Origin of the sequence: Streptomyces melanosporofaciens (assembly GCF_900105695.1) — a bacterium.
Taxonomy (GTDB): Bacteria; Actinomycetota; Actinomycetes; order Streptomycetales; family Streptomycetaceae; genus Streptomyces; species Streptomyces antimycoticus.
The window spans coordinates 9,651,248-9,663,517 of record NZ_FNST01000002.1 but is presented as its reverse complement, the minus strand read 5'-3'; the positions used below and the strand labels follow the sequence as shown (position 1 = coordinate 9,663,517).

Below are 12,270 nucleotides of genomic sequence, written 5' to 3'. Positions count from 1 at the left end.
CGATCAGGTCGTGGTTCGCGGTGATGGGTCCGGCGCCGGAGGCGTGGACCCCCAGCAGCTGTGGCAGAGCCCCCAGCAGCCCCGCAAGGGGCGTAAACCCGCCTTCAGCCGTGAGGCGATCACCGCCGCCGCTGTCGCCCTGGCGGACGCCGAGGGAATCGAGGCGGTCACCATGCGGCGGGTGGCGTCGCAGGTCGGCGCCGGCGTCATGTCGCTCTACAGCTACGCTCCCGACAAGGAGACACTGCTGCTGCTGATGGTCGACCACGTCAACGGCGAGCTGTCACCGCCCGCCCCGCTGACCGGCGACTGGCGCGCCGATCTGAAGGCCATCGCCCATGCCCAGCGCGCCCTGATGCTGCGCCACCCCTGGCTTCCCGCCGCGCTGTTCAACCGCCGCTGGTCCTTCGGGCCCCACACCCTGGACTTCGTGGAATACGCGCTCGCCGCCCTGCGGCCCACCGCGCTGGACGGCGGTGCGAAGCTGGAGGTGTTCAGCCTGATCACGGGTTTCGTCGCCGGACTCGTCGCCGATGAGATCGCTCAGGCCGCGCTCGCCGACTCACCCGACCGGGCCGCCGCCGATGCCCGGTACCTCGCCGCGGTGGCCGCCGACGGACACCACCCCGAGCTCGCCGAGGCGCTCTCCGCCCCCGCCCGCCCGCTCAGCCCCGACGCCACGTTCACCCGTCTGCTCGACCGCATGGTCGACGGCCTGGACGCCGGGTCGTAGGACGGCGGCCGCGGGCCGCTGGGGTCTGTCGTTTGGATCAGGCCGGATCGGGGAGCTGATCCGGCCTGATCCAAACGACAGACCCTAGGGATTGGTCCATGCCTCGGGGTCCTCGGCGAGGCCCAGGACGTCGCCGGGCAGCCGGGCCGCGGCCACCTCCGCGAGGGTCACCTCGCCGAGGATCTTGCGCACATTGGCCCGCACCGCGATCCACAGCGGCAGCAGCGACTCCGCCGGTCCGCAGTACGACAGCTCGGGCGGGCGCACTCCGCGCACCGACACCAAGGGCCCGTCGACCACCCGGATCACCTCGGCGATGCTGATGGTGTCCGCCGGGCGGGCCAGCCGGTAGCCGCCGTTGCCCCCGCGCTGGCTGGCCACCAGCCCGCCCCGGCGCAGATCGCCCAGAATCCCTTCGAGGAACTTGTGCGGTATGCCCTGCGCACCGGCGATCGCCTCGGCCTTGACGGAGGTGTCCTCCCCCGCCGCGGCCAGTTCCAACGCCGCCCGCACCGCATAGTCCGCCTTCGCCGAGATCCGCATACCGTGATTATCCGCCACCGGCGCGGCGGGCCGTCAGAAGGGCAGGGTGAACGGGGGGTGCTCGCCGTTGAGGAAGTAGTCCCCGACCTCGCGGAGCCGGTGGTCGACGGGGTCGTAGAGCGTATGGGTGCGCGCGTTGCGCCAAAAGCGGTCGAATCCGTAGGCGGAGGAGGCGGAGCGCGCCCCGACGACGTCCAGGGCGCGGGCGGTGGCGTCGTGGGCGGCCCGGGAGGCGGCGGCCTCGGCCGCGGCGGCGAGCACGGTGATCTCGGCGCATTCGTCATCGGTCAGGTCCTCGCCCCGCGCCAGCCCGCCGTCCAGGGCCTCCAGCGCCTGATCGGCGAGGGCGGTGGCGGAGAACGTGGCGACGGTGAGCTCCCCGTAGGTGGTCAGCGCGTACGGATCACGCGGAGAGGTGTGCGGCCAGGGCGCGTGTACGGCCCTGGTGTACTCGCGGGCCTCGGCGAGCACCCCCTGCGCGATCCCGAGACAGATCTGCGCCGAGACCAGACGTCCGGTCGGCGCGGCCAGACCGCTGAAGGGCGACGGGGTGTCCTCGTCCCAGGAGAGCGGGCCGAGCACCGCGTCGTCCTCGACCGGCACCGCGTCGAACTCCACGCTGCCGCCGGCCGCCAGCCGCTGCCCGAAGGTGTCCCCGTCGTCGCTGCCGCACACCACACCGGGATCGGCGGTGTCGACCAGCACTGCCAGTGGCTCGCCGGTATCGGCGTGGGTGGCGCGGACGGCCAGCCGGTCGGCGACCAGGACGCCGGTGGCGTAGCCCTGGCGTCCGTTCACCACCCGGCCGTCCCTCCCGGCGGTGAGCGTCAGCCGTGGCTCGCGGGTGGTCAGCCCGCCGCCCCAGCACCACTGCCCCGCCGCCGACTCCCGCTCCAGGCGGGCGGCCAGCTCGGCCCCGCCGAAGAAGCGGGCGCTGAAGGACAGCAGATAGTGGCAGCCGAGCACCTGGCCGATCGCGCCATCGGCCGCGGCAATCTTCCGCACGACGGCGCAGGCCGTGGACCAGCCCGCTCCCCCGCCCCCGTGCTCGACGGGGATCAGCAGCGCCAGCAGCCCCGCCTCGCGCAACCGGGCGATCTCGTCGTACGGCGTCTTGCCGGCCTGGTCGCGGATGACCGCGTCCGTGGCGAGGTCGTCAGCCGCCTCGCCGGCGATCTGCAGCCACCACGCGCGGTCGGGCGCTTCGGCCACCGCATCCATCACCGTCACGCCCGCTCCCCTCCATCCGGCCGGACTTCATCATTCCCTATTTTTCCAGTAGGGAAAATAGGGAACTTGGCCATGAACGCCCAGTGAGTGATGCCGGGCATACGCCAGTGCTACGTTTGTCCGAGAATGCTCTATTCCATGAGGTGAGGTCCGGGGATGGAGGAGCGGCGCGGAACAGATGTGGTGGGGCGCTCCCGCTCATGGGGCGATGAACGGCTTTCCCTGCTCTCGACGGTGGGCGCCGCGCTCAACGACCGTGAGGCGCTGCAGTACGCCCTGGACCAGGCGGTCTCCGAGCTGGGCGGACTCGCGGGGCTGATGCACTGGTCCTGTGGCCCGACCGGCAGCCGGACGCTGCGCCTGGTCCTGGCCAGCGGGCTGCCGCTGCCCGCCCTCGGGGGCTGGCAGGAGATCCGCCAGGACGAGGCCCCGCTCGCCCCCGCCCGGGCCGTGCGGGACGGCAGCTTCGTCTGGCTGCCCGCGGCCGCCCACGAGACCCTCGGCCCCGGGGAGACCGGCCGCGCCTCCTCCGGGGCCCTGCCGGCGGGGACCACGGTGGCATCCGTTCCGCTGACCGGGCCGGACCGGCCGGTGGGCGCGCTGTCCGTCCTCACCGGCCCGCGGGAGCCGACCCCGGAACAGGCCGCCTTCCTCGAGGCGGTGGGACACTGGGCCGAGCGCCGACTCTCGCGCTCGGCGGGCGGGATCGGCGACTGCGACGAACACCCCTGGTGGCACCAGCGGCCGGGCGGCTCGGTGCTGCAGCAGCCCCTGGAAGTGGTCAACGTCGGCTCCTGGGAATGGGGCATCCGCACCGGTGAGATGTGGTGGGACGGGGCGGGCCAGACGCTCCTCGGCATCCCCCACGGCTACGAGCGGCGGATCGAGAGGTGGATCGACCTGATCCACCCCGAGGACATGCCACGGGTGATGGCCGCCACCGAGAAGTCGCTCCGTGAGCGGAGCGGGTACGAGGCCGAGTACCGGGTCCGCCGCCCCGACGGGACCGGCGGGTGGGTGCAGAGCCGCGCCCATCTCGAGCTGGACGAGGACGGTCAGCCCGTCCGCATGATCGGGAAGATCTGGGACACCACCGAGAGCCGGATGGCCCGGGAGTCGGTGGGGCAGGCGCTGCGGTACATGAGCGACGCGTTCTTCGCGGTGAACCAGGACTGGCGGATCACCTTCCTCAATGTCGAGGCCGAGCGCCTGGTCGGCCCGGCCGCGGAGGTGCTCGGCAGACCGCTCTGGGAGGGCCCCGCGGGCACGGTCCCCGAGCTGGAGGAGCGCTGCCGGCGCGCCGCCGCCGACGGCAGGCCGACCGGGTTCGACATCCGGTGGCCCACCGATGACCGCTGGTACCACATCCGGCTGGTCTCCGTACCCGATGGGCTGACGGCCTATCTCACCGACGCGACCGAGCGCCGTACCCAGGCCGCACGGCGTGCGGAGGCCGAGCGCGCCGGCGCCGAACAGGCAGCCTGGATACGCAAGTTGACCAGTGCGCTCGCCGAGGCGGTGACCACCCAGGACGTCGTCGACGTCGTCGCCGACCATGTGCTGCCGCCGTTCGGCGCCGCGGGTCTGCTGATCGAGATCTTGGAGGGCGGTCGGCTGCACCTGGGCGGAGCGATCGGGTATCCGAGCGTCTTCCTCCGCATGGTCGACGGAATTCCGGCGTTCGAGGGCTTCCGTCCGCTCAATGATGTGCTCAACTCGCGCCTGCCCTACTTCATCTCCTCAGCCGAGGAGTACGAGGAGCTCTTCCCCGACCTGGTCGGCAGGCCCGCCCTCTCCCGGAAGAAGGCATGGGCGGTGCTGCCCATGATCGCCTCGGGAGTCACCATCGGCGTGTGTATCGTCTCCTTCGCCGAGCCCCGCCAGTTCTCCGACGATGAGCGCACCCTGCTCACCGCCCTCACTGGCGTGATCACCCAGGCACTGGCCCGGGCCCGCCTCTACGACGCCGAGCACGCCCGCGCCCAAGCGCTCCAGCGCGGACTGCTGCCCCGGGCCCTGCCCTCTCCGGCCGCCCTCACCCCCGCCGTCCGCTATCTGCCCGCCAGCAGCGGTACGGACATCGGCGGCGACTGGTACGACGTCATTCCCCTGTCCGCGGAGCGGGTGGCCGTCGTCATCGGCGATGTGATGGGCCACGGTCTGGCCGAGGCCGCCACCATGGGGCGGCTGCGCACCGCCGTGCACACGCTCGCCAACCTCGAACTGCCTCCCGAGGAGGTCCTGGCCCATCTGAACGAGGTGGTCAGCGATCTGGGCGACGACTCCTTCGCCACCTGTCTGTACGCGGTGTACGACCCCGTCTCGGGGTCCTCCTCCCTCGCCCGCGCCGGTCATCCCCCGCCCCTGATCGTGCGCCCCGACGGCAGCGTGGAGTGCCTGGACCCGACGCCCGATCCGCCGCTGGGGGCGGCCGAGCCCCCGTTCTCCACCGTGGATCTCCAGGTGCCCGACGGCACTTTGCTGGTGCTGTACACCGACGGTCTGGTGGAGTCCGCGGCGCGCGATATCGACACCGGCATCGCCGAGTGCACCCAGGTGCTCACCAGCGAATACGGCCGGCTCCTCACCTGTCCCCCGCGCCGTCCGCGCACCAACGGCCGGGAGGCGGGCGGCGAGCACGGCGAGGACCACGACCGGCTCGACCGGCTCTGTGACCTCCTGGTCGGGACCATGCTGCCCGCCCAGCGGCTGACCGCCGACGACACCGCCCTGCTGATCGCCCGGCTCCACGGACTGCCCTCCGGGAACGCCGCCGGGTGGCCGCTGCCGGAAGACCCGGCGGCCGCCGGTCTCGCCCGCGCCCATGTCCGCGAACAGCTGGAGGCGTGGGGTCTCGACGATCTCGTCATGACCACCGAACTGCTGGTGAGCGAGCTCGTGGCCAATGTCGTGCGGCACGCCAGGGGGCCGACCCGGCTCCGGTTGATCCTTGGCAGATCGCTGATCTGCGAGGTCTCGGACGCCAGCTCCACCACCCCCCGGATCCGCCGGGCCGCCGAGACGGACGAGGGCGGGCGGGGGCTGCAGCTGGTCTCCGCGCTCTCGCAGCGCTGGGGGACCCGCTACACCGCCGAGGGCAAGTGCATCTGGACGGAACAGCCCATCGCGTACAGCGGCACGATCTAGGAATGCGCGGCCCGCGTCATCCGATGGCGAGTTCGCCGCCCCGGGCCTCGAGGATGGCGCCGGTGATGTAGCTCGCCCGCGAGGAGACCAGGAACAGAACGGCTTCGGCGATCTCCTCGGGCGCCGCGGGTCGGTCCAGGACCGTGGCCCGCGCCACGGTCCGCAGGGCCTCCTCCCCCATCTCGGAGGTGCCCGGCGTACGGACCGGGCCCGAACGGACGGCGTTGACCCGGACTCCCCGGCCGCCGAACTCATCGGCCCACACCCGGGTCAGCAGCTCCAGCGCGGCCTTCGAGGCGCCGTACGCCCCGGCGTTGCGGGCGGGGGCACCGGCCGCGATGGTGCTGAGGTTGACGATGACCCCGTGGCCCCGAGCGGCCATACCCGGTGCGAGCCGCCCGACCAGCAGAAGCGGTGCGCGGGCGTTGATGGCCATATGGACGTCGAACATCTCGGGCGAGGTCCCGGCGGTGTCCGCGAACCGGTAGACGCCGGCGTTGTTGACCAGGACATCCACCTCCCCCGCCTCGTCGGCCAGCCGCCGCACATCATCGGCCTCGGCGAGATCCGCCGCCACGAACCTGGCCGTGGCCCCCGCCGCGGACACCTCCTCGACCACCTCCGCACCCCGCCGCGCGTCCCGGCCGTGGACGACCACCTCGGCCCCCAGCGCCGCCAGCCGCAGCGCCACGGCGCGGCCGATCCCCGCCGTGGCGCCCGTGACCAGGGCCGTGGCTCCGGACAGCTCACCACTCATGCGGACACTCCTCACCGTGTGCCGGACACCGATCCACACCGCACGCACCGGATGATTACCGCACCCGCCCACCCCGGGCCGGACGGCTCGCCGCCCCTGAGGCTGAACGGGCGCGGCGGCCCGGTGACGGGACGCCATATCCGCCGATCCTCGAAGCCGGACGACAACGGCCCCGGCTCCGCGGCTGACACGATCTTCCGCCTGACGCTCGTCTTTGCTGTACTGCGGGGGTGCGGGAAACATCGTCAACCAACCATGTCGCCCTGGTGACGGGGGCGAACCAGGGAATCGGCGCCGCGACGGCACGAGCGCTGGCCGCCGGCGGCGTCGCGGTGCTCTGCACCTATCTGCGCCCGCGCGGCCCCGGCGAGGGGGACGCCGCGGATCCTTACCACGCCGCGCGATCCATCGACGGCGAAGAGGTCGCGGCGCAGATCCGCCGGGCCGGCGGGCGGGCCGAGGCGTTCGAGGCGGACCTCGGCGACCCCGCGGTTCCGGGGCGGCTGTTCGACATGGCCGAGGACCGCCTGGGCCCGGTCGACATCCTGGTCAACAACGCCTCGGGATGGATCCAGGACACCTTCACCCCCGATCCGGCCGACCGGTTCGACCGGCCGCTGCGCCCCGTCACCGCACAGACCTGGTCCCGGCAGTTCGCGGTGGACGCGATGGCGCCCGCGCTGCTGATCGGTGAGCTGGCCCGCCGCCACCGGGCACGCGGTGCCGACTGGGGGCGGATCGTGGGCCTGACGTCGGGAGGGGAGCTCGGTTTCCCCGGGGAGGTGTCCTACGGCGCGGCGAAGGCGGCGCAGACCGACTACACCCTGTCGGCGGCCGCGGAGCTGGCCGCCCTCGGCATCACGGCCAATGTGGTGCAGCCGCCCGTCACCGACACCGGGTGGGTCACGGACGAGGTCCGGCGGTTCGTCGCCTCGAGCCCCACCCATTTCCATGTCGCCGATCCGGACGAGGTCGCGAAGACCATCGTCTTCCTCGCCTCGGACGAGGCCGCGCTCATCACCGGAAACGTCATCACCCTTCGCTGAGAGAGCCCTTCGCCGAGACGGCCGTCGCCAAGACCGCCCTTCGCCCAGACTCCATCACCGTTCACCAGAGGGAGTGCAGAAGTGACTGACACGGGAACACACGGCCGGCGGCGCAGCGCGGCCTGGTTCGGCGCGGAGGGCCGGTCCGGCATGGTCTACCGGTCCTGGATGCGCAACCAGGGCTATTCCGGGGAGGTGTTCGACGGCCGTCCGGTGATCGGCATCGCCACGACCTGGTCGGAGCTGGCGCCCTGCAACAGCCATCTGCAGCGGGTGGCGGAGTCGGTGAAGCGCGGGGTCTGGCAGGCCGGTGGCTTTCCGCTGGAGTTCCCGGCGATGGCGCTGGGCGAGACGCTGATGCGGCCCACCGCGATGCTGTACCGCAATCTGCTGGCGATGGAGGCCGAGGAGCTGATACGCGCCAACCCGCTGGACGGTGTGGTGCTGCTGTCCGGCTGTGACAAGACCACCCCCGGTCTGCTGATGGCCGCCTCCAGCGTCGATCTGCCGGCCATCATGGTCACCGGCGGCCCGATGCTCAACGGCAAGTACCGGGGCGGGGATGTGGGCTCGGGCACGCAGGTGTGGCGGTTCGAGGCCGAGCTTGCGGCGGGGCGGATGACCGAGGAGGAGTGCTTCTTCGCCGAGGGCTGCATGGCCCGGTCCAACGGGCACTGCATGACCATGGGCACCGCGTCCACCATGGCGTCGATGGCCGAGGCACTCGGTATGCAACTGCCCTATTCGGCGAGCTGGCCGGCGGTGGACTCGCGGCGGTACGAGACGGCGCAGCGCGCCGGGCAGCGGATCGTGGCCATGGTGGAGGAGGATCTGCGGCCGTCACAGATCATGACCCGGGCGGCGTTCGAGAACGCGATACGGGTCAACGCGGCCATCGGCGGCTCCACCAACGCGGTGATCCATCTGCTGGCCATCGCGGGGCGGCTGGGGGTGCCGCTGACGCTCGACGATTTCGACGCGCTGGCCCGGGAGGTGCCCACACTGGTCGATCTGCAGCCCTCCGGACGGTTCCTGATGGAGGACTTCTGCTACGCCGGGGGCCTTCCGGTGGTGATGCGCGAGCTGGGCGCGCTGCTGCACACGGAGGCGGCCACGGTGAACGGGCGCACGGTGGCGCAGAACGTCGGCGACGCCGAGTGCTGGAACCGTGAGGTGATCCGGACGCTGGACGACCCGTTCCAGGAGGCGGGCACCGGCACCGCGGTGCTGCGTGGCAATCTCGCGCCCAACGGGGCGGTGATCAAACAGTCGGCCGCGTCCCGCCATCTGCTCCAGCACCGCGGCCGGGCCCTGGTGTTCGACACACCGGAGGACTACATCGCCGTTCACGCCGACGAGGACCTGCCGGTGGACGAGAACACCGTGCTGGTGATCCGGGGCAGCGGCCCTCGTGGCTACCCGGGCATGCCCGAGGTCTCCAATGTGGTGCTGCCGCCCAAGTTGCTGCGCAAGGGCGTGGAGGACATGGTGCGGATCTGCGACGGCCGGATGTCCGGCACCGGATTCGGCACCGTCGTGCTCCATGTGGCCCCCGAATCCGCCGTCGGCGGCCCGCTGGCGCTGGTGCGCGACGGCGACTGGATCACCCTGGACGTCCCGGCGCGTGCGCTGACGCTGGAGGTGGCCGAGGAGGAGCTGGAGCGCCGGCGGGCCGCCTGGGAGCCCCCGCCGCCGGTCGCCGCCCGGGGTTGGAGCAGGCTCTACACCGAGCATGTGCTCCAGGCGGACCAGGGGCTGGACCTGGACTTCCTGGTCGGCTCCAGCGGACACGAGGTGCCCCGCGAGTCCCACTGACCCTTTCGCGCGGCCACCGCCGACGGGGGGTCAGGTGGTTCCCGCGGCGGCCGTGCGCGGGCCATGCGTATGGCCCGCACACGGGCTCCGTCAGTGGGCCAGGAGCCTGCGCAGCCACCGCCGCCGCGCCTCCCGTGCGTCCCGCGAGACGGCGGCCTCCGGTGCCATGCCACTGAAGCCGTGGAAGGCACCGGACCAGACGTGCAGTTCGGCCGTTCCCCCGGCTCGCCAGATGCGGCGGGCGTAGTCCACGTCCTCGTCGCGGAAGGTCTCCGCCGAGCCGACGTCGATGAACGCGGGCGGCAGTCCGGACAGATCCGTGGCACGGGCGGGCGCGGCGTACGGCGAGACGTCGTCGCCCCCGCGTGCGTCGCCGAGCAGCGCGGCCCATCCGGCCTCGTTGGCGGCGCGGTCCCACACCCCGATCCCGGTCATCTGCTGGGCGGACGGTGTGTCGTTGCGGTCGTCGAGCATGGGACACATCAGCAGCTGCCCGAACAGGTCCGGGCCGCCGCGGTCCCGGGCCTGCAGCGCGACGGCCGCGCCGAGGCCGCCACCGGCGCTGCCGCCCACGACCACGATGCGCGCCGGGTCGATGCCCAGCTCTTCGGCGTGTTCGGCGGTCCAGCGCAGCCCGGCGTAGCAGTCCTCGACCGGCCCCGGATGCCGGGTCCCCGGCGCGAGACGGTATTCGACGGACACCACGGCGAGCCGCAGTTCCTGGGCGAGGTCGAGCAACTCCGGTACACCCAGGCGGTTGTGGCCGACCGTCATACCACCGCCGTGGATGTGATACAGCGCCGGTACAGGAGTGGCCGCGTCCGCCAACCGGCAGATCAGCAGCGAGACCTCCGGCGCGTCCGCCGGGCCGGGGACGGACCGCTCCTCGACCAGGAAGGCCCCGTCGCGCTCCAGATCCTCGTTCGTCAGCGTCTCCATGCCGGGCACACCCTGACCGTCCCCCGCCGCCGGATCCGCCCCGGATCCGCCGGGCCGCAGTATCTCGTTGATGGCCGCGAGTGGCGCGATGAGCTCCGGGTCGAACGGTGGCGGTGGCCCGAGCGGCGCCGTGGCCGCCGGGTCGGGGGAGGTGTTCGCCATTGGTTGGCTCCCAGGGTCGTGGTGACGGACATCCCCCGTCGCCGACCGCCCGCTGCCCGAAGGGCGGCCGCCGCGCGGACGATCTTACCGGCCGGGTGGCGGGACGACGGCCGGTTCCTGCGGAGGCACCCGGGCGGTCAGCCGTTCCAGCTCTCGTCGTATGGATCGCGCGGGGCCGGGACCGGCCGGGAGCTGCTGACCTCGAGGTACGGGATGGCGCCACCGCCCACGGGGTCCGTGGTCCGCTTGCGGGTGTAGGTGCCGATGACCTGGAGCCAGGTGTCCGGTTGCAGCACCGGGGGGATCCGTCCGGTCAGCCCGATCTTGACGGGCTGGGCGTCGGCGGCACAGCAGTTGAGGGCCATGCGGACGAGGTAGGGGGCGCCGTGGCCGTCGAGGGCGACGAAACCGGTGACCTCGATCCTGCGGTGCTCCAGGGAGCGCCCGTGGTCGTACACCGCGCGGCCCGCGTAATCGGCCACATTGAGCGGCAGCGGGTCACCGGCGGGGAGCGCGGGGAAGCCCCAGGGGCGTTGCAGCGCCGTGCCGGTGTGCATGGCGGTGTACGAGCCCAGCGCGGGCGGCGCCACCAGGATGAGGGCGAACAGCGGGAGCACGAGGAGCCAGGAGACCCGTGGTTCCCGATGGGCGTGGCCGCCGTCGCCCTCCTCCGCGTGCGGGTCGCCATCGGCCGCGCGCGGCCGCTCGTACCAGATGGTGGCGACGGCGGCCGCGATCAGGACGGCACCGGCCGCGAGGAGCAACGGGCGCAGCCCCGCCTTCACATAGCGCAGATACAGGCCGGTGAGACCGGCCCGCAGCACCGCCCCGCCGATGAGGAACAGCACGATCGCCTGAGCCTTCCGGTTCACAGCAGCACCGCCCCGACCAGGACCGACATCAGTACGGCGAGGACGAAGGTGGCGGGCGCGAACCGCAGCGCGAACCCGCGGCCGAAGGTGCCGGTCTGCATGGCGAACAGCTTCAGGTCGATCATCGGCCCGACGACCAGGAACGCCAGCCTGGCGGTGAGCGAGAACTGCGACAGGGACGCGGCCACGAAGGCGTCGGCCTCGGAGCAGATCGACAGCAGCACCGCGAGGACCGCCAGGGCGAGGATCGCCACGACCGGGTCATCGGCCGCGCCGCGCAGCCAGCTCGCCGGTACCACGGCCTTGAGCGTGGCCGCGGCCATCGCGCCGACGACGAGGAAACCACCGGCGTGCATCACATCGTGGCGTATGGACGCCCAGAACGCGGCGCCCCTGCCGTGGCCGTGGAAGGAGGGGCGGGCCGGTGGGCGCAGCCAGTCGGCCCGCCCCAGCCGCTGCCACAGCCAGCCCATCGCACACGCCACGAGCAGACTCGCCACGAACCGGGCGAGCACCATCTCCGGGTCGCGGGGGAACGCGACGGCGGTGGCGGTCAGCACGATCGGGTTGATCGCCGGGGCGGACAGCAGAAACGCCAGCGCCGCCGCGGGCGTGACGCCCCGGCGCACCAGCGCCCCGGCCACCGGCACCGAGGCGCATTCACAGCCGGGCAGCACCGCCCCGGCCACCCCCGCCACCGGCACCGCGAGGGCGGGCCGCCGCGGCAGCGCGCGGGCGAAGAACGACGGCGGGACGAACGCCGCGATGAGCGCCGACAGCACCACCCCGAGCACCAGGAAGGGCAGGGCCTGCAGGACCACCGCGACGAACACGGTCATCCAGCTCTGCGTCACCGGAGCCGACAGCGCCCGGCGGATCGGCCCCTGCGCCGTGACCACCAGGACCAGCAGCATGATCAGGCCGAGGGACGAATCGAACCGCCCGCCCCGCGGATCGCCCGCGGCGCGGCGGCCGGCCCCGGTCGGGGCCGCTTTGGTCGTGGTGCTCACGGGTGAGGTACCTCCG

The 12,270-nt window shown here is 72.7% G+C and carries 10 protein-coding genes; 4 read left to right on the top strand and 6 right to left on the bottom strand.

Annotation, left to right across the window (positions count from 1 at the left end; all coding sequences use genetic code 11):
- The first annotated feature begins 10 nt into the window (after positions 1-10).
- A complete protein-coding gene (locus tag BLV72_RS43785) occupies positions 11-733 on the top strand; it encodes a TetR/AcrR family transcriptional regulator C-terminal domain-containing protein (RefSeq protein WP_093469453.1) in 723 nt (240 codons plus the stop codon).
- 84 nt (positions 734-817) lie between these two features.
- On the opposite strand, the gene BLV72_RS43780 is transcribed toward BLV72_RS43785, so the two are convergent.
- Positions 818-1,276: an RrF2 family transcriptional regulator gene (locus BLV72_RS43780; protein WP_093469451.1), complete on the bottom strand. Its 459-nt coding sequence runs from the start codon at positions 1,274-1,276 to the stop codon at positions 818-820.
- Positions 1,277-1,309: 33 nt separating this feature from the next.
- Complete coding sequence (locus BLV72_RS43775; RefSeq protein ID WP_093470884.1) at positions 1,310-2,497, bottom strand: acyl-CoA dehydrogenase family protein; 1,188 nt, start codon at positions 2,495-2,497, stop codon at positions 1,310-1,312.
- A 165-nt stretch (positions 2,498-2,662) separates the two neighbouring features.
- Between BLV72_RS43775 and BLV72_RS43770 the strand changes: the two genes are divergently transcribed.
- Complete coding sequence (locus tag BLV72_RS43770; protein ID WP_093469450.1) at positions 2,663-5,653, top strand: SpoIIE family protein phosphatase; 2,991 nt, start codon at positions 2,663-2,665, stop codon at positions 5,651-5,653.
- Between the two features lie 16 nt (positions 5,654-5,669).
- On the opposite strand, the gene BLV72_RS43765 is transcribed toward BLV72_RS43770, so the two are convergent.
- Complete coding sequence (locus tag BLV72_RS43765; RefSeq protein ID WP_093469448.1) at positions 5,670-6,410, bottom strand: SDR family NAD(P)-dependent oxidoreductase; 741 nt, start codon at positions 6,408-6,410, stop codon at positions 5,670-5,672.
- 230 nt (positions 6,411-6,640) lie between these two features.
- Here BLV72_RS43765 and BLV72_RS43760 point away from each other — a divergent pair, with 230 nt between their 5' ends.
- Together BLV72_RS43760 and BLV72_RS43755 are read left to right on the top strand one after the other, a co-directional pair.
- Positions 6,641-7,456, top strand: coding sequence for an SDR family oxidoreductase (locus BLV72_RS43760; protein WP_167746529.1), 816 nt, complete (start codon positions 6,641-6,643; stop codon positions 7,454-7,456).
- A 150-nt stretch (positions 7,457-7,606) separates the two neighbouring features.
- Positions 7,607-9,271: an IlvD/Edd family dehydratase gene (locus BLV72_RS43755; protein ID WP_244321514.1), complete on the top strand. Its 1,665-nt coding sequence runs from the start codon at positions 7,607-7,609 to the stop codon at positions 9,269-9,271.
- 90 nt (positions 9,272-9,361) lie between these two features.
- On the opposite strand, the gene BLV72_RS43750 is transcribed toward BLV72_RS43755, so the two are convergent.
- The 3 genes from BLV72_RS43750 to BLV72_RS43740 all read right to left on the bottom strand — a co-directional run bounded on the left by BLV72_RS43750 (position 9,362) and on the right by BLV72_RS43740 (position 12,254).
- Positions 9,362-10,372, bottom strand: a complete 1,011-nt coding sequence (locus tag BLV72_RS43750; RefSeq protein WP_093469445.1) for an alpha/beta hydrolase fold domain-containing protein — start codon at positions 10,370-10,372, stop codon at positions 9,362-9,364.
- A 137-nt stretch (positions 10,373-10,509) separates the two neighbouring features.
- Positions 10,510-11,244, bottom strand: a complete 735-nt coding sequence (locus BLV72_RS43745) for a TIGR03943 family putative permease subunit (RefSeq protein ID WP_093469444.1) — start codon at positions 11,242-11,244, stop codon at positions 10,510-10,512.
- Positions 11,241-12,254, bottom strand: coding sequence for a permease (locus tag BLV72_RS43740; protein ID WP_093469442.1), 1,014 nt, complete (start codon positions 12,252-12,254; stop codon positions 11,241-11,243). Before BLV72_RS43740 ends, BLV72_RS43745 begins: the two co-directional genes overlap by 4 nt.
- Positions 12,255-12,270: the final 16 nt, after the last annotated feature.